We start from the raw sequence: 17,197 nt of genomic DNA on the forward strand, positions 1-17,197 counted from the left end.
TCAAGGCATAATGCCCGCCCTGCGGTCCGCGGCAGCAACACAAGGTGATGGATGTGGTGAAGAAAACGCTGTTCCAACTGCACTGGTTGTTTGGCATCACCGCCGGGCTGGTGCTGGCATTGATGGGCATCACTGGTGCGCTGTACTCGTTCCAGGAAGAGCTGTTGCGCACCTTCAACGCCGATGTGCTCAAGGTCGAGGTACGCGCCGAAGGCGTCCTGCCAATGGGCGAACTGGTGCGCCGGGTCGAGGCCGAGCAGGGCGACAAGGTGTCGATGCTGTGGGTCGACGTGCGCGAAGGCAACGCCGCGCGGGTGTTCTTCACCCCGCCACCGGGCGAGCGCCGCGGCGCGCTGCGCTATGCCGACCCATATACCGGCGAACTCAAGGGTGATGCGGCTGGGCAAGGCTTCTTCAACCTGATGCTGACCCTTCACCGCTTCCTCGCCATGGGCGACACTGGCCGGCAGATCACCGGGGCCTGTACCCTGATGCTGGTGTTCTTCTGCCTGTCCGGCCTGTACCTGCGCTGGCCACGCAAGGCGCTGAACTGGCGCACCTGGCTGACGTTCGACTGGGCCAGGAAAGGCCGCGCCTTCAACTGGGACCTGCACGCCGTGGCCGGTACCTGGTGCCTGCTGTTCTACCTGCTGTTCGCATTGACCGGGCTGTTCTGGTCCTACGAATGGTACCGCTCGGGCCTGAACAAACTGCTGGCTGACCAACCCGCTGCCGGGCAGCAACAAAAGCGTAGCGAAGGCCGTGGCCGCCATGGGCCGCCCAAGATCGACAAGAACGCGCCGCCACTGGTGGTCGACTACGACGCCATCTGGGCCAACCTGAAGGACGCCGCCGGCCCAGGCCTGGCCCTGTACAACCTGCGTCTGCCGCCGGCAGGTGGCCAGCCGGCCAATCTGTTCTACCTGCTCGAAGGCGCCGCCCACCCGCGCGCGTTCAACACCCTGGTGCTCGACCCGGCCAGTGGCCAGGTGAAAAGCCAGGACCGCTACAGCGACAAGTCCTTCAAGGCCCAGCTGCTGCAGAGCGTCTACGCCCTGCACGTTGGCGAATACTTCGGCCTGCCGGGTCGCATCATCGTCACCCTGGCCAGCCTGACCATGCCGCTGTTCTTCGTGACCGGCTGGCTGCTGTACCTCGACCGCCGCCGCAAGAAGCGCCAGGTACGCGCCGCTCGCGGTACCGTAGACAGCAGCCAGGCCAGCGGCGACAGCTGGCTGATCGGCTTCGCCAGTCAGAGCGGCTTCGCCGAGCAACTGGCCTGGCAGAGCGCCGGGCAACTGCAGGCCGCCGGCTTGCCGGTACAGGTGCGCGCCTTGGCCGATGTAGGTGAACACGACCTGCTTCAGGCCCGCCGCGCGCTGTTCGTGGTCAGCACCTTCGGAGACGGCGAAGCGCCCGACAGCGCCCGCGGCTTCGAACGCAAAGTCCTGGGCCAACCCTGGGCACTGAACCACCTCAACTATGCCCTGCTCGCCCTTGGCGACCGCCAGTATCCGCACTTCTGTGGCTTCGCCCGGCGCCTGCAGGCGTGGCTTGGCGAGCGCGGCGCAAGCAGCGCATTCAGCCCGGTGGAAGTGGACAACGCCGACCAGGCCGCCTTGCAGCAGTGGCAACAGGAACTGGCGCAACTGACCGGTGCGCAGCCTGTCAGCGCCTGGCAGCCACCGAGTTTCGGCAACTGGACGCTGGTGCAACGCGCGCTGCTCAACCCTGGCAGCCAAGGCCAGCCGGTCTACCTGCTCGGGCTGCGGCCCGAGCAACCCGCGAGCTGGGAAGCCGGTGACCTGGTGGAGGTCCTGCCGCTCAATGGCCAGCCACGGATCGATGCGTTCCTCGACGGCATGGCACTCGACGCCAACGCCGTCGTGCACGTCGATGGCCTGCAGCAAACCTTGCGCCAGGCGCTGGCTGGCCGCCAGTTGCCAAGCCGTCGCGATCACCTGCTCGGCCTGCATGCGCAGGCGCTGGTCGATGCATTGGTACCGATCGGCAGCCGCGAGTACTCGATCGCGTCCATCGCCAGCGATGGCGTGCTGGAGCTGATCGTGCGCCAGGAGCGCCATGCCGACGGCAGCCTCGGCCTCGGGTCCGGCTGGCTGACCGAGTACCTGCCGCTCCAGGGCACCTTGAGCCTGCGCTTGCGCCGCAACAGCGGTTTCCACCTGCCTGAGGCCGCGGCACCGATGATCCTGATCGGCAACGGTACCGGCCTGGCCGGCCTGCGCAGCCTGATCCGGGCGCGGGTCAATGCGGGCGAGCAACGCAACTGGTTGCTGTTCGGCGAGCGCAACCGGGCGCATGACCTGTTGTGCGGCGCAGAGCTGCAGGGCTGGCTCGACAGCGGCGACCTGGCGCGGCTGGACCTGGCGTTCTCGCGGGATCAGGCCGAGAAGGTTTATGTGCAGGATGTACTGCTGCAGCACGCCGAGGAGTTCAAGCGCTGGGTGGCTGATGGGGCTTGCGTGTATGTCTGCGGCAGCTTGCAAGGGATGGCGGCAGGCGTGGATGCGGCGCTCAACGGCATGCTTGGGGAAGCAACGGTACAGCAACTGATCGAGGATGGGCGGTATCGGCGGGATGTGTTCTGATCAGGTATTGATGTAACCGGCACCGGCCTCATCGCGGATAAATCCGCTCCCTACAAGGGCAGAGGGTCCCCTGTAGGAGCGGATTTATCCGCGAAGAGGCTGTACAGGCTATCAATGCAGCTCGAAGGTATCGGCATCCAGGTTGGCCGGGAACTTGGTGCGGTACGCCGCCAGTTCCGCCGCGCTCAGCACCGCAGTGAACACCCCGTCTGCCTCGCCTGCACTGAGCAGGCTCTCACCCTGGAAGTCCAGCACCTGGCTGTCGCCAGAATAGGCGAAGCCCTTGCCGTCGGTCCCCACCCGGTTCACCGCCGCCACGTAGCACAGGTTCTCGATGCCCCGCGCTGGCAGCAGGCGGTTCCAGTGCTGGCGCCGCGCTGCCGGCCAGTTGGCGGTATACAGCAGCAGGTCCGTGTCCTGGGCATCACAACTCCACACCGGGAAGCGCAGGTCATAGCAGATCAGCGGGCGCACCCGCCAGCCCTTGATCTCGAACTGCACCTGGCGCTCACCGGGGGTGTAATGCTTGTGCTCCCCCGCCATGCGGAACAGGTGACGCTTGTCGTAATGCAGGATTTCGCCATCCGGCCGCGCCCACAGCAAGCGGTTGCGGTGGCTGCCGTCGGCGGCCTGGATGATCACGCTGCCGGTGATCACCGCGTCGATACGCTTGGCCTGGGCCTTGAGCCATTTGTAGGTCGGGCCGTTCTCAGGCTCGCACAGGGTTTCCGACTGCATGGAAAAACCCGTGGTGAACATCTCGGGCAGAACCACCAGATCGCTGCCGCGGGCCTGGTCCAGCAGCACCTCGAAATGCGCGTAGTTGGCCTCACGGTCATGCCAGGCCAGCGTGGTCTGGACCAGGGCGACTTTCAGGTTGGGCAGTGCACTCAGATCGCGCATAGTTTTTCCGCTGCCTGACGCAGCGTCTCCTCACGTTTGGCAAAGCACAGGCGTACCAGGCGTTGCTCGGGGATGGGTTGCTGGTAGAACACCGACACCGGAATGGTCGCCACGCCATGTTCACGGGTGAGCCACAGAGCCATATCGACATCGTTCAGGTCCGGGCGGATCTGCGAATAGTCGACCAGCTGGAAATAGGTGCCCGCCGTGCGGGTAAAGCTGAAACGCGAGCCTTCGAGCAGGTCGCAGAACAGGTCGCGCTTGGCCTGGTAGAAGCCCGGCAGTTCGTCGATGTGTTCCGGGTGCTCGGCCATGAAGTCGGCCAGGGCGCATTGCAGCGGTGTCACGCCACAGAAATTGACGTATTGATGCACCTTGCGCAGTTCGGCGCTCAAGGCCGGCGGCGCAATCACGTAACCGGTCTTCCAGCCAGTGACGTGGTAGGTCTTGCCAAACGAGCTGACGACGAACGCCCGTGAATACAGCTGCTCGTGGGCCAACACACTGGCATGGCGCACACCGTCGTAGACCAGGTGCTCGTAGACTTCGTCGCTGACCAGACAGATGTCGCGATCGGCGATCAGACTGGCCAGTTGGTCCAGGTCTTCGCGGCTGATCAGCGCGCCACTGGGGTTGTGCGGCGAATTGAGGATGACCATGCGCGTGCGTGGGCTCAAGGCATTGCTGAACTTCTGCCAGTCGATGCGGAAGTCGCCGTCGCTCAGTTGCACATGCACGCAGCGCCCGCCCGCCAGTTCCACCGACGGCTCGTAGCTGTCGTAGCAAGGGTCGAAGACGATCACCTCGTCACCGGTGTGGATCAAAGCCTGGATGGCACAGAAAATCGCCTCGGTGGCGCCCGGGGTGATGGTCACCTCCTGATCGGCATCCACCTGCGCGCCGTACAGCCGCGCGACCTTGGCCGCCACCTGTTGGCGCAGGGCCGGCAGGCCGGTCATCGGCGAATACTGGTTATGCCCGGCGGCGACATGCCGGCCGACTGCATCGAGCAACGCCTGCGGGGCATTGAAGTCGGGAAAGCCTTGGGACAGGTTGAGCGCGCCGGTCTGCATGGCGAGCTGGGACATGGTGGTGAAGATGGTCGTGCCGACATTCGGCAGTTTGCTGCGGATCATGGAGCCCTCTTTCCTGGGGTGTATCCGGCACGGGGTGGAGTCCGAGCATAGCGGATCGAGCGGTCAGGAAAAAGGTTGAAACAACAGAGGGATTGCGCTGGATCAACGGGCCTCTTCGCGGCGGTTCGACGCCTCGATGAACCCGCTCCCACAGAGACTTCACAGATCCGAATACTGTGCAGTCCTGCGGGCGCGGGTTCATCGAGGCGTCGAACCGCCGCGAAGAAGTTACCGCAGAATCAGCGCTTGTCGCGGCGCTTCTTCTCGGCCTTCTTGTGGTGCGACATCAGCCGGCGCTTCTTGTTGACCTGGCGATCGGTGAGGGTGTTCTTCTTGCCCTCGTACGGGTTCTCACCGCCCTTGTACTCGATGCGGATCGGCGTACCGACCAGCTTCAGCACGCGGCGGTAGGTGTTCTCCAGGTAACGCGAGTACGACTTCGGAATCTTGTCGGTCTGGTTGCCGTGGATCACGATCAGCGGCGGGTTGGCACCACCGAGGTGGGCATAGCGCAGCTTGATGCGGCGACCGTTGACCAGCGGTGGCTGGTGCTCGCTCACGGCATCTTCGAGGATCTGCGTCAGGCGGCTGGTCGGCCAGCGGGTGACCGCTGACTTGAACGCGGCCTGTACCGACTTGTACAGGTGGCCCACGCCCGTGCCGTGCAGGGCCGAGATGAAGTGGATGTCGGCGAAGTCGACGAAGAACAGCCGGCGCTCCAGCTCGGTCTTCACGTAGTCGCGTTCACCCGACTCCATGCCATCCCACTTGTTCAGGGCGATGACGATGGCGCGGCCGGCTTCCAGGGCGAAGCCCAGCAGGTTGAGATCATGGTCGACCACACCTTCGCGGGCATCCATGACGAAGATCACCACGTTGGCGTCCTTGATCGCCTGCAGGGTCTTCACCACCGAGAATTTCTCGACTTCCTCGTGGATCTTGCCGCGCTTGCGCACGCCAGCGGTGTCGATGAAGGTGTACTTTTCGTCATCACGCTCGAACGGGATGTAGATACTGTCGCGGGTGGTGCCCGGCTGGTCGTACACCACCACGCGCTCTTCGCCGAGCATGCGGTTGACCAGGGTCGACTTGCCCACGTTCGGGCGGCCGATGATGGCGATCTTGATGCCATCTTTCTCGCTTGGGCCTGGGATGCGTACCGCTTCCTCGCCTTCGGCGACTTCAGCGTCCAGCGCTTCCTCGACCTGGTCACGCGGGATGTGGCCGAGTACCGCCTCCATCAGCGCGTTGATGCCACGGCCCTGGGAGCCGGCTACCGGAATGGCATTGCCCATGCCCAACGGCGAGAACTCGGCGCGGGCGACGTCGGCGTCGATGTTGTCGATCTTGTTGGCGACCAGGATGGCCGACTTGTTGCGCTTGCGCAGGTGCTCGGCAATCATCTGGTCGGCGGCGGTCATGCCGGCGCGGGCGTCGACCAGGAACAGCACGTAGTCGGCTTCCTCGATGGCCATCAGCGACTGCTCGGCCATCTTCTCGTCCATGCCCACTTCGTCACCGGTGATACCGCCGGTGTCGATGAGGATGAAGGAACGACCCTGCCAGGTGGCATCACCGTACTGGCGATCACGGGTCAGGCCCGACAAGTCACCGACGATGGCATCGCGGGTCTTGGTCAGGCGGTTGAACATGGTGGATTTGCCGACGTTCGGGCGGCCCACCAGGGCGATTACGGGAACCATGCGGCTCTCCACTCTTGAATTCTTGAAAATGCAAAGGCCGCTGCAAGGCAGCGGCCGGAGTTCGGGCGGCGTGTCCTACGCCGCGGCCTGAAGCCCGCCAAGGCTCCAAGCATAGCTTCAGCGGATGGTCAGTGCCTCGAGCTTGCCGCTGTTGCCAAAGACGTAGATGGTGTCGCCGACCACAAGTGGGCGGGCGCGCAGGCCATCGCTGTCGATACGCTCACGGCCGACGAAGCGGCCATCGACCTGGCTCAGCAGGTGCAGGTAACCCTCGAAGTCCCCCACAGCCACATAGCTGGAGAACACTTCAGGCGCGGTCAGCTGACGGCGAGCCATGGAGTCGTTGGTCCACAGGGCGCTGGAAGAGCGCTCGTCGACACTTTCAACGGTACCGGTGGCCTCGCTGACATAGACGTTACCGTAGCCCTGGGCGACACCCACATAGCTGGAAGCATCGCGCTGCCACAGCACGCGGCCGCTTTCCAGGTCCAGGCCCGCTACGCGGCCTTGGTAGGTGCTGACGTACAGGGTACCACCAGACAGCAGCAACCCGCCGTCGATGTCGACCACGCGGTCCAGTTCGGAACGGCCCTGCGGGATGGCCACGCGGCTCTCCCACACCGGCACGCCGTTGTTGATGTCCACCGCCACCACCTTGCCGGTGGACAGGCCGGCCACGGCCAGACGGTTGGTGGCGATCGGCGCGCCGGTACCACGCAGGGTCAGCACCGCCGGGGTGTTTTCGTAGATCCAGCGGCGGTCGCCGGTAGCGGCATCCAGTCCGATCAGGCGGTCGTCCTGGGTCTGTACCACCACAACGTCACCGTTGTTGGCCGGTGGCGCCAGCACTTCACTGGTAACACGCGAGCGCCAGCGCTCTTCACCCGTGCTGGAATCCAGCGCGATGACTTCACCCTTGAGGGTGCCGAGCATCACCAGGCCGTAGCCTACGCCGACAGCGCCGGAGACCGGCAGCTCGAGGTCCTTCTTCCACACCACGTCACCGGTGATGCGGTCGAGGGCGAAGACTTCACCGTTGACGTCGGAGGCGTAGATACGGTCGTTCTCGATCGCCGGAACCAGGGTGTTGTAGGTTTCACCCTGGCCGTCACCGATCGAACGGCTCCACTGCTTCTTCAGCACCACTTCCTCGGTGAACTTGGTCAGCTCGGCCGGAGGCAGTTCCTTCTTGCTGTTGCTGCTGCAACCTGCGGCCAGCACGGCCAGGGTCAGCACTGCTGCTTGTTTCCAACCGATCACTTACGCGTCCCCTTTGGCCAGGTCATCCAGCTTCAGTTGCAGGCCACCGACTGCTGCTTCATCAGACAGCGCGGCCTTGGCTTTCTCGTAGGCACTGTGGGCATCGTCGCCACGACCCAACTGCACCAGCAGATCACCTTTCAGTTCCTCACGGCTGGCCAGGAATGCCTTGTCGGCATCACCGTCGAGCAGCTTGAGGGCTTCTTCGGCCTTGTTCTGGGCGGCGAGCACGCGTGCCAGGCGCTGGCGCGAGATTTCGCCCAGGGTGACATCGGCCGGCTTGTCCAGCACGCTTTTCAGCTCGGCAGCAGCGTCGTCGAGCTTGCCGCTCTCGACCGCGACCTTGGCCACGAACAGGCTGCCGTACTGGGCGTACGCAGTACCGCCGAACTCGCTCTTGAGTTTGCCGGCCAGCTCCGCGACCTTGGTTGCGTCTGGCTGGCCATTCGGCGTCAGGCTGGTCTCAAGCAGGGCCTGATACAGCTGCGAGGCACCTTGCGACTGGTTGCTCTGGTACTTGTGCCAGGTATTCCAGCCCAACACCACCACGCCAGCCAGCAGGGCACCGGTCAGCAGCGGCTTGCCGTTGCGGTTCCACCAGTCCTTGACCCCTGCCAGTTCATCATCGGTACTCGACACCCCAATACTCCTTTTCGCCTATTCGCTTGTTGAACCGCGTTACGCCTGAGCGATCGCGGTTTCCAGGTGCTCAGCCAGAGCATCCCAGGCAATGTTCTGTTGTTCGCCCTGACCACGCAGGGGCTTCAAGCCGATTTCTTGCTTGGCCAGTTCGTCGTCGCCGAGGATCAGGGCGAACAGTGCGCCGCTCTTGTCGGCTTTCTTGAACTGGCTCTTGAAGCTGCCCCCGCCGGCGTTGACCGCCAGGCGCAGGCCCGGCAGGCGATCGCGCAGGCCTTCGGACAGGCGCAGGCCGGCCAGTTCCGCCTGCTCGCCGAAGGCGCACAGGTAGACGTCGATGGTGCGGTTGATCGACTCGGGGACCTTGCCGAGGGTTTCCAGCAGCAGGATCAGGCGCTCGATGCCCATGGCGAAACCAACGCCAGTGGTCGGCTTGCCGCCCATCTGCTCGACCAGTCCGTCGTAACGGCCACCGGCGCAGACGGTGCCCTGGGCACCGAGCTTGTCGGTGACCCACTCGAATACGGTCTTGCTGTAGTAGTCCAGGCCGCGGACCAGCTTGGTGTTGATCACGAACGGAATGCCGGCGGCGTCGAGGCGTGCCTTGAGGCCCTCGAAGTGCACGCGGGAATCATCGTCCAGATAATCTTCCAGCTTCGGTGCGCCGACCAGCACCGCCTGGGTGCCCTGGTCCTTGCTGTCGAGGATACGCAGCGGGTTGCTCTTGAGGCGACGCTGGCTGTCTTCGTCGAGCTGCTCCAGGCGCGCCGAGAGGAACTCGACCAGCGCGTCACGGTAACGGGCGCGGGCTTCACTGGTGCCCAGGCTGTTGAGTTCGAGCTTGACCGCATCCTGGATGCCCAGCAGGCCCCACAGGCGCCAGGTCAGCATGATCAGCTCGGCGTCGATGTCCGGGCCGTCCAGGTTGAACACTTCCACACCGATCTGGTGGAACTGCCGATAGCGCCCCTTCTGTGGGCGCTCGTGGCGGAACATCTGGCCGATGTACCAGAGCTTCTGCACCTGGCCGTTGCCGGTGATGCCATGCTCCAGCACAGCCCGCACGCAGGCGGCGGTGCCTTCAGGGCGCAGGGTGAGCGAATCGCCGTTGCGGTCCTCGAAGGTGTACATCTCTTTTTCGACGATGTCGGTGACTTCACCAATGGAGCGCTTGAACAGCTCGGTGAACTCGACGATCGGCGTGCGGATCTGGCTGTACCCATAGGTGTCCAGCAGGCCGGCGACGGTGCCTTCGAAGTAGCGCCAGAGTGGCGACTGCTCTGGCAGGATGTCGTTCATGCCACGGATGGCTTGCAGCGATTTGCTCACGAAAAGTCCTTACGAATCTGTGTGTCAGCTGCGGGCAATCAGCGCCGCGTCAGCCTCGACCTTTTCGGCCGCTTTCTGGCGGATGAGCTTTTCCAGCTCATCGACCAGGTTGTCATTGGTCAGCTTCTGCGCCGGCTTGCCGTCGATGTAGACCAGGTTCGGCGTACCACCGGTCAACCCCACGTGGGACTCCTTGGCTTCGCCAGGGCCGTTGACCACGCAGCCGATCACCGCCACGTCCAGTGGCACCAGCAGGTCTTCCAGGCGCCCTTCGAGCTCGTTCATGGTCTTGACCACGTCGAAGTTCTGCCGCGAGCAGCTCGGGCAGGCGATGAAGTTGATGCCCCGCGAACGCAGGTGCAGCGACTTGAGAATGTCGTAGCCGACCTTCACTTCCTCGACCGGGTCGGCCGCCAGCGAGATACGGATGGTATCGCCAATGCCTTCGGCCAGCAGCATACCGAGGCCGACGGCAGATTTCACTGTCCCCGAGCGCAGGCCACCGGCTTCGGTGATCCCCAGGTGCAGCGGCTGGATGATCTGCTTGGCCAGCAGGCGATACGCTTCGACGGCCATGAACACGTCGGAGGCCTTGACGCTGACCTTGAAGTCCTGGAAGTCCAGGCGATCAAGGTGCTCGACGTGACGCAGGGCCGACTCGACCAGCGCGGCCGGGGTCGGCTCGCCGTACTTCTTCTGCAGGTCCTTTTCCAAAGAACCGGCGTTGACGCCGATGCGGATCGGGATACCCCGGTCGCGGGCAGCGTCCACCACCGCCCGCACGCGGTCTTCACGGCCGATATTGCCCGGGTTGATGCGCAGGCAATCGACGCCAAGCTCGGCCACACGCAGGGCGATCTTGTAGTCGAAATGGATATCGGCAACCAGCGGCACACTGACCAGCTGCTTGATCTTGCCGAACGCCTCGGCGGCGTCCATGTCGGGTACCGAGACGCGGACGATGTCGACGCCGGCGTCGACCAGGCGCTGGATCTGCGCCACGGTGGCCATCACATCGTTGGTGTCGGTGTTGGTCATGCTCTGCACCGCGATGGGGGCATCCCCCCCCACCGGCACATTGCCGACCCAGATTTTGCGGGATTCGCGACGTTTGATCGGAGATTCGCCGTGCATGACTTACTGTCCCAACTTCAGGCGAGCGGTCTCGCCACTGGTGAATGGGGCCACATCGACGGCCTGGCCGTTGTAGCTGACCTGGGCGCCACGGGCAAAGCCCAGGCGGACCGCGAACGGCGGCTTGCCGGTCAGCTCGAGGTTGTCCCCTTTGCGCTTGATCGCGCTGAACAGCACCTTGCCGTTGCCATCGGACACCTGGGTCCAGCAATCGGCGGTGAACTGGATTGCAACCTTGGCGCTGCCGGCCGGCACGGCCACAGGCGCGGCAGGCTCAGCAGCGGTGGCCGGCACGCTGGCGACTGCCGCGGCCGACGTTGACGGTGCCACCGGAGCCGCAGGGGCCGGGGCGGGTGCGACAGCATGGACCGGTGCCTGCTGCACCTGAACAGGAGCAGGCGCGGGCGCCGGTGCAGTCGCAGCCGGGGCGGCCTCGCCGGTGGTTTCGGCTGCCGCCTCGGCGGGGGCCTGCTCCAGCGCCAGCGGTGCGCTTTCAGGCTGCTGGCCCGCGGTCACTGCCTGGTCTTCAGGTTCGTCCAGTGGGTGAATCTGGGTGGTGCCGTCGGCACTTTCGACTTCCACGTGCTCCAGCGCCATCTTGGCCAGGTCCTTGCCTTTCAAGCTGCCCTGATCCTGCCACCAGATGAAGCTGCCGCCGACCACTGCAACCAGCAGCAGCAAGGTGACGCCACGCATGATGTTGTGCGAAAGCCGCACTGGCTCTTCGATACGGCCCAGGGAGTGCACATCACTGCCCTTGGCATGGGTACCGGTGTACTGGTCGAAGGCCTCGACCAGCGGCGCCTGGTCCATGTCCATCAACTTGGCGTAGGCGCGAATGTAACCACGCGCGAAAGTATGCCCTGGCAGCTTGTCGAAGGCGCCGGTTTCCACGTGGTTCAGCGAACTTACGGTGAGGTTGAGCTTGCGGGCCACCTCGGCTTGCGACCACTCCCGTTTCTCGCGGGCCTGGCGCAACAGCTCACCGGGGTTCTGGCCAGTCGCTGCTGCTACTTCGGGATGCGCGGCTTTCATCGTTGCTCCGACAGGTATTGCTGATATTCCGGCGTACCGGGATAAAGTCGTTGTAATTGCTGGCCCAGATCGGCCAGGGTGCCCTGCTCGCCGAATACCCGGGCAAGGCGGCTGCCCAGCAAAAGGCTACGGGCGTTGTGATCGCTCAACTGGCTGAAACGATCGTAGTAATCCCGGGCCGGCACATAATGCCTGTTTTCGAAGGACAACTCAGCCATTTCCAGCAACGCTCTGGGCTGGCGTCGGTTGAGTTGCAGGGCCTTGGTCAGATACGCATGTGCCTGGTCGCGATCGTCGAGCTCCAGGGCCGTCAGGCCAAGGTTCTCGTACACCCGCGAACGCTCAGGATACAGGGTATCGGCACTGGCCAGGCGAAACATCTGCTCGGCTTCGGCGAAACGTTGCTGAGCATATAGGAAACTGCCGTAGTTGTTGCGAATTCGCGTGTCACCCGGGCGGGCTGCAAGGGCTTTTTCGAAGTGCGCCTGGGCAAGAGCTGGCTCGCCTTCGGCCTGGAACACCAGAGCCATGGCGGCGTGAGCGTCGGCATCCGCAGCATCCAGCGCCAGGGCCTTGGCCAAGGGGGCCTTGGCTTGCTGGGTCAAACCTTGTTGCAAATAACCCAGGCCAAGCTGCGTGTAGGCACGCCCTGCCTCTGCCCGCCCCTGGCGGTTGGCCAGGGGATCGCTCGCGCCGCCCGACACGCAGCCGGCCAGCAGCAAAAGCGCAAGGATCGACAGCGCGGCGCGCAGGCTCATGGCAAGGCCGGACTCAGTGGCGCACGGCGCTGTCTTGCAGCTCGGCGTCAGCGGACAACTGGCGGACGGCGATGTAGCGCTCGCTGCGGCGGGTGCGGTCGTTGACCTGGCCGACCAGCTGACCACAGGCGGCGTCGATATCGTCGCCACGGGTGGTACGGGTGGTGACGTTGAAACCACCGTGGTGCAGCAGGTCCTGGAAGCGGCGGATGGCGTTGTTGCTCGGCCGCTCGTAACCCGAATGCGGGAACGGGTTGAATGGGATCAGGTTGATCTTGCACGGTACGTCGCGCAGCAGCTCGATCATCTGCGCCGCATGCTCGGGCTGGTCGTTGACGTCCTTGAGCAGGGTGTACTCGATGGTCAGCACGCGCTTGCCGCCCAGGGTCGACATGTAGCCCATGCACGACTCCAGCAGCATCTTCAGCGGGTACTTCTTGTTGATCGGCACCAACTTGTTGCGCAGCTCGTCGTTCGGCGCATGCAGCGACAGCGCCAGGGACACGTCGATGTGCTTGGCCAGTTCGTCGATCATCGGCACCACGCCCGAGGTGGACAGGGTGACGCGACGCTTGGAAATGCCATAGCCCAGGTCATCCATCATGATGTGCATGGCGGCGATGACGTTGTCGAAGTTCAGCAGGGGCTCGCCCATGCCCATCATGACCACGTTGGTAATTGCGCGGTCGATCTTGGCCGGGACGGTCCCGAAGGATTTGTTCGCAAGCCACACCTGGCCGATCACCTCGGCGGCGGTAAGGTTGCTGTTGAAGCCTTGCTTGCCGGTGGAGCAGAAGCTGCAGTCCAGGGCGCAGCCGGCTTGCGACGAGACGCAGAGGGTACCGCGGTCGTCGGTGGGGATGTAGACGGTCTCGACGCAGCTGCCGGAGGCAACGCGGATCACCCACTTGCGGGTGCCGTCGGCGGAAATGTCTTCACTGACCACTTCCGGGGGGCGAATCTCGGCAACGGCCTCGAGCTTTTCGCGCAAGGCCTTGCCTACGTTGGTCATGGCCGCAAAGTCGGACACGCCAAAATGGTGAATCCATTTCATCACCTGGCCGGCACGGAAGCGCTTCTCCCCTATCGAGTCGAAGAACTTTTCCATTTCCGGCTGGGTCAGCCCCAACAGGTTGATCTTGCCAGTAGATGTCGTCATGGATTCACCCTCACCCGTAAGCTTTCGCTTAGCGAGTGGTTACCTCGGTAGCAGCGAAGAAGTAAGCGATCTCGCGAGCGGCAGCAGCTTCGGAGTCCGAACCGTGAACGGCGTTGGCGTCGATCGATTCGGCGAAGTCGGCACGGATGGTGCCAGGAGCAGCTTCTTTCGGGTTGGTAGCGCCCATCAGCTCACGGTTCAGAGCGATGGCGTTTTCGCCTTCCAGAACCTGAACAACGACCGGACCGGAAGTCATGAAGGCAACCAGGTCAGCGAAGAAGCCGCGCTCTTTGTGCTCGGCGTAGAAGCCTTCGGCTTCGGCTTTGGACAGTTGCTTGATTTTCGAGGCAACGATTTTCAGGCCGGCTTCTTCGAAGCGGGTAGTGATCTTGCCGATGACGTTCTTGGCAACGGCGTCAGGCTTGATGATCGAGAAAGTACGTTGAACAGCCATGGAAAACTCCAGAATATTGAGTGTTACGAAAAATTAAACCCGCGAATTATACGCGGGTTCCAGGGGATTGCCTAACCTGCAGCGTCACGCTTAGTCGGCTTCTTCGATCCAGGCCGCCTGGATGGCCTCGAGCACTTTCTCACCGCCACGTGACGGATCGTCGCTGAACTCTGGCAGGGCCAGCACCCAACGGTGCAGATCGACGAAATTCACATATCTAGGATCGACGTCCGGCTTGCTTTCCGCAAGCTGGATGGCGATCTCAAGTACATCAATCCATTTCAGGCTCATCGGGCAAACCTCAGTGCGGCGCTTCGGCAGCGTGGTTGAGCGAATACTTCGGAATCTCGATGGTGAGGTCATCTTCACCGACGATCACCTGGCAGGCCAGGCGCGACTGCGCCTCCAGGCCCCAGGCCTTGTCCAGCATATCCTCTTCCAGCTCGTCGGCCTCCTCGAGCGAGTCGAAGCCTTCGCGCACGATGCAGTGGCAGGTGGTGCAGGCGCACACACCGCCGCACGCGCTTTCCATCTCGATGTGGTGCTCGTGGGCCAACTCCAGGATGTTGGTTCCTGGCTCTACCTCGACCACCAGCCCGTCCGGGCAGAACTTCTCGTGCGGCAGGAAAATCACCTGGGGCATCGGTTACTCCTCGATCTCATTCAGGTTGCGCCCGGCCAGTGCGGCTTTGACCGTCGAATCAAGGCGGCGGGCGGCAAAGGCATCGGTCACCTGCGACAGACGCTTGGTCTGCTGCTCGATGGCTGCGCCATCGGTGCCGCTGAGCAAATCACGCAATTCTTGCATCTGATACTCGATGGCGACCCGCTCTTCTTCGCTGAGCAGGCGGTCACCGTCAGCATCCAGGGCGCCCTGCACCGCTTCGAGCAGGCGTTCGCCGTCAACCTGGTGCTCACGCAGCTGGCGCGCCTGCTTGTCGGAACCGGCGTGCTCGAAGGAGTCCTTGAGCATGCGGGCGATCTCGCCATCGGTCAGGCCGTAGGACGGCTTGACCTGAATGCTGGCCTCCACGCCCGAACCCAGTTCACGGGCAGCAACGCTGAGCAGGCCGTCGGCGTCGACCTGGAAGGTCACGCGAATCTTGGCGGCGCCAGCCACCATGGCTGGAATGCCGCGCAACTCGAAGCGCGCCAGGGAGCGGCAATCGCTGATCAGCTCGCGCTCGCCCTGCAGAACATGGATCATCATGGCCGACTGGCCATCTTTATAGGTGGTGAATTCCTGGGCACGGGCCACCGGAATCGTGGTGTTGCGCGGGATCACCTTCTCCATCAGCCCGCCCATGGTCTCAAGACCCAGGGACAGCGGGATGACATCGAGCAGCAGCAGTTCGCCACCTTCGCGGCGGTTGCCGGCCAGGGTATCGGCCTGGATGGCGGCGCCAATGGCCACTACCTGGTCAGGGTCGATCGAAGTCAGCGGGGTGCGACCAAACAGCGCGCCCACGGCTTCCCGAACACGCGGCACACGGGTCGAACCACCGACCATCACCACTGCGCCCACCTCTTCCAGCTCGATGCCACTGTCGCGCACGGCGCGGCGGCAGGCTTTCAGGCTGCGGGCAACCAGGGGCTCGATCATGGCTTCGAAGGCGGCGCGGCTCAGCTCGCCCGCCCAGGCGCCGTGGCTGACGCGGACGGTGTCGGCATCGGTCAGGGCTTCCTTGGCAGCGCAGGCGGCCTGCAGCAACTGACGCTGGGTGGCCGGATCGAGATCGGCGGACAGGCCGGCCTGCTCGATGATCCAGCCCGCAATGGCGTGGTCGAAATCGTCGCCACCCAGCGCGGTATCGCCACCGGTGGCCAGCACTTCGAACACGCCGGCAGTCAGGCGCAGGATGGAAATATCGAAGGTGCCGCCACCCAGGTCATAGATGGCCACCAGGCCTTCGGCGTTCTGGTCCAGGCCATAGGCCACGGCCGCGGCGGTCGGCTCGTTGAGCAGGCGCAGCACGCTCAGGCCGGCCAGGCGCGCGGCATCCTTGGTAGCCTGGCGCTGGGCGTCGTCGAAATAGGCCGGCACGGTGATCACCGCGCCCACCAGCTCGCCACCCAGGGTGGCTTCGGCACGCTCGCGCAGCACCTTGAGGATGTCGGCGGACACTTCCACCGGGCTTTTCGGCCCCTGGATGGTGTCGATGAACGGCATGTGCGACTCGCCGCCGATGAAGCGGTACGGCAGCTGTTCGCCGAGCTGCTTGACGTCAGCCAGGCCACGACCCATCAGGCGCTTGACCGACAGCACGGTGTTCAGCGGGTCGCTGGAAGCGGCTTCGCGCGCGGCCAGGCCGACTTCGCTGTGACCGGCCAGGTAACGCACTGCCGACGGCAGAATGACGTTGCCCTGCGCATCGGGCAGGGGCTCGCTGCGACCGCTGCGCACGGCAGCGACCAGTGAATTGGTGGTACCCAGGTCGATCCCCACCGCCAGGCGGCGCTGGTGTGGCTGGGGGCTTTGACCGGGTTCGGCGATCTGCAGTAGGGCCATGCTTATCTGAATACCTTAGGCGTCATCACGGGCGACGCCGGGTTAATCGTCGAGGCGCTCTTCCAGTTGGCGCACTTCTTGGGCGAGCTTGTCGAGGAACTGCATGCGGCGCATCAGGCGCTCGGCCTTGTCGCGCTCGGCAGGCACGTCCCAGCAGGCGGCGAAATCCTCGTTGAGCGTGTCCTGGGCGACCTTCAGGCGCTTCTTGAACACCGCCACGCCGTCGAGGTCGGCTTCATCCTGCAGCTCTTCGAGCTCTTCGCGCCATTGCATCTGCTGCATCAGGAAATCAGGGTCATGGACCGTGACTTCCTGGGGCACTTCGTGGCCACCGATAGCCAGCAGGTAGCGGGCACGGCGCGGCGCACTGCGCAGGGTCTGGTAGGCGTCGTTGAGCGCCGCCGACTTTTCCAGCGCTACCCGCTGCTCGCGCTCGGAGGCGTCGGCGAAGCGGTCCGGATGGACCTCGCGCGCCAGCTCGCGGTAGCGAGTGGCCAGTTTGTCGAGGTCCAGGCGGAAGCTGGGCTGGAGGTCAAACAGAGCGAAATGACAAGGAGTACCCACGGCCA

General features: G+C 64.0%; 16 protein-coding genes. 1 reads left to right on the forward strand and 15 read right to left on the reverse strand.

The window, feature by feature from the left end; translation table 11 throughout:
- The first annotated feature begins 53 nt into the window (after window positions 1-53).
- Entirely contained in the window at window positions 54-2,609 is a 2,556-nt protein-coding gene (locus tag HU738_RS16130) for a PepSY domain-containing protein (RefSeq protein ID WP_186603568.1), read from the forward strand.
- Between the two features lie 111 nt (window positions 2,610-2,720).
- Here HU738_RS16130 and HU738_RS16135 read toward each other — a convergent pair whose 3' ends face one another.
- The 15 genes from HU738_RS16135 to hscB all read right to left on the reverse strand — a co-directional run bounded on the left by HU738_RS16135 (window position 2,721) and on the right by hscB (window position 17,192).
- A complete protein-coding gene (locus tag HU738_RS16135) occupies window positions 2,721-3,512 on the reverse strand; it encodes an amidohydrolase (RefSeq protein WP_176508738.1) in 792 nt (263 codons plus the stop codon).
- A complete protein-coding gene (locus tag HU738_RS16140; RefSeq protein WP_186603567.1) occupies window positions 3,500-4,648 on the reverse strand; it encodes a pyridoxal phosphate-dependent aminotransferase in 1,149 nt (382 codons plus the stop codon). Before HU738_RS16140 ends, HU738_RS16135 begins: the two co-directional genes overlap by 13 nt.
- Window positions 4,649-4,887: 239 nt before the next feature.
- A complete protein-coding gene (gene der, locus HU738_RS16145; RefSeq protein WP_054887575.1) occupies window positions 4,888-6,351 on the reverse strand; it encodes a ribosome biogenesis GTPase Der in 1,464 nt (487 codons plus the stop codon).
- Window positions 6,352-6,468: 117 nt separating this feature from the next.
- Entirely contained in the window at window positions 6,469-7,611 is a 1,143-nt protein-coding gene (gene bamB / locus HU738_RS16150) for an outer membrane protein assembly factor BamB (RefSeq protein ID WP_176510057.1), read from the reverse strand.
- A complete protein-coding gene (locus HU738_RS16155; RefSeq protein WP_054887573.1) occupies window positions 7,612-8,250 on the reverse strand; it encodes a tetratricopeptide repeat protein in 639 nt (212 codons plus the stop codon). It lies immediately after the preceding gene.
- A gap of 39 nt (window positions 8,251-8,289) precedes the next feature.
- Window positions 8,290-9,579, reverse strand: coding sequence for a histidine--tRNA ligase (gene hisS / locus HU738_RS16160; RefSeq protein ID WP_176510058.1), 1,290 nt, complete (start codon window positions 9,577-9,579; stop codon window positions 8,290-8,292).
- Window positions 9,580-9,603: 24 nt separating this feature from the next.
- The gene (gene ispG, locus HU738_RS16165; RefSeq protein WP_027920273.1) at window positions 9,604-10,713 is read right to left on the reverse strand and encodes a flavodoxin-dependent (E)-4-hydroxy-3-methylbut-2-enyl-diphosphate synthase; all 1,110 of its coding nucleotides are present in this window, start codon (window positions 10,711-10,713) and stop codon (window positions 9,604-9,606) included.
- Window positions 10,714-10,716: 3 nt separating this feature from the next.
- Window positions 10,717-11,748 carry a RodZ domain-containing protein gene (locus HU738_RS16170; RefSeq protein WP_186603566.1) on the reverse strand — a complete coding sequence of 344 codons (1,032 nt, stop codon included), beginning with the start codon at window positions 11,746-11,748 and terminating at the stop codon, window positions 10,717-10,719.
- Entirely contained in the window at window positions 11,745-12,506 is a 762-nt protein-coding gene (pilW, locus tag HU738_RS16175; RefSeq protein WP_186603565.1) for a type IV pilus biogenesis/stability protein PilW, read from the reverse strand. The genes HU738_RS16170 and pilW overlap by 4 nt, the downstream gene beginning before the upstream one ends.
- A gap of 13 nt (window positions 12,507-12,519) precedes the next feature.
- Window positions 12,520-13,665: a dual-specificity RNA methyltransferase RlmN gene (rlmN, locus tag HU738_RS16180; RefSeq protein ID WP_186603564.1), complete on the reverse strand. Its 1,146-nt coding sequence runs from the start codon at window positions 13,663-13,665 to the stop codon at window positions 12,520-12,522.
- 28 nt (window positions 13,666-13,693) lie between these two features.
- Window positions 13,694-14,119, reverse strand: a complete 426-nt coding sequence (gene ndk, locus HU738_RS16185) for a nucleoside-diphosphate kinase (RefSeq protein ID WP_054887567.1) — start codon at window positions 14,117-14,119, stop codon at window positions 13,694-13,696.
- Between the two features lie 90 nt (window positions 14,120-14,209).
- The gene (gene iscX / locus HU738_RS16190) at window positions 14,210-14,410 is read right to left on the reverse strand and encodes a Fe-S cluster assembly protein IscX (protein ID WP_023382209.1); all 201 of its coding nucleotides are present in this window, start codon (window positions 14,408-14,410) and stop codon (window positions 14,210-14,212) included.
- Between the two features lie 10 nt (window positions 14,411-14,420).
- Window positions 14,421-14,762 (reverse strand): ISC system 2Fe-2S type ferredoxin, encoded by a 342-nt coding sequence (gene fdx / locus HU738_RS16195; RefSeq protein WP_054887566.1) that lies wholly within the window; start codon window positions 14,760-14,762, stop codon window positions 14,421-14,423.
- A gap of 3 nt (window positions 14,763-14,765) precedes the next feature.
- Window positions 14,766-16,628 (reverse strand): Fe-S protein assembly chaperone HscA, encoded by a 1,863-nt coding sequence (hscA, locus tag HU738_RS16200; RefSeq protein ID WP_186603563.1) that lies wholly within the window; start codon window positions 16,626-16,628, stop codon window positions 14,766-14,768.
- A gap of 42 nt (window positions 16,629-16,670) precedes the next feature.
- On the reverse strand, window positions 16,671-17,192 hold the full coding sequence (hscB, locus tag HU738_RS16205; RefSeq protein ID WP_186603562.1) for a co-chaperone HscB: 522 nt from the start codon (window positions 17,190-17,192) through the stop codon (window positions 16,671-16,673).
- Window positions 17,193-17,197: the final 5 nt, after the last annotated feature.

Origin of the sequence: Pseudomonas vlassakiae (genome assembly GCF_014269035.2) — a bacterium.
Classification (GTDB): Bacteria; Pseudomonadota; Gammaproteobacteria; order Pseudomonadales; family Pseudomonadaceae; genus Aquipseudomonas; species Aquipseudomonas vlassakiae.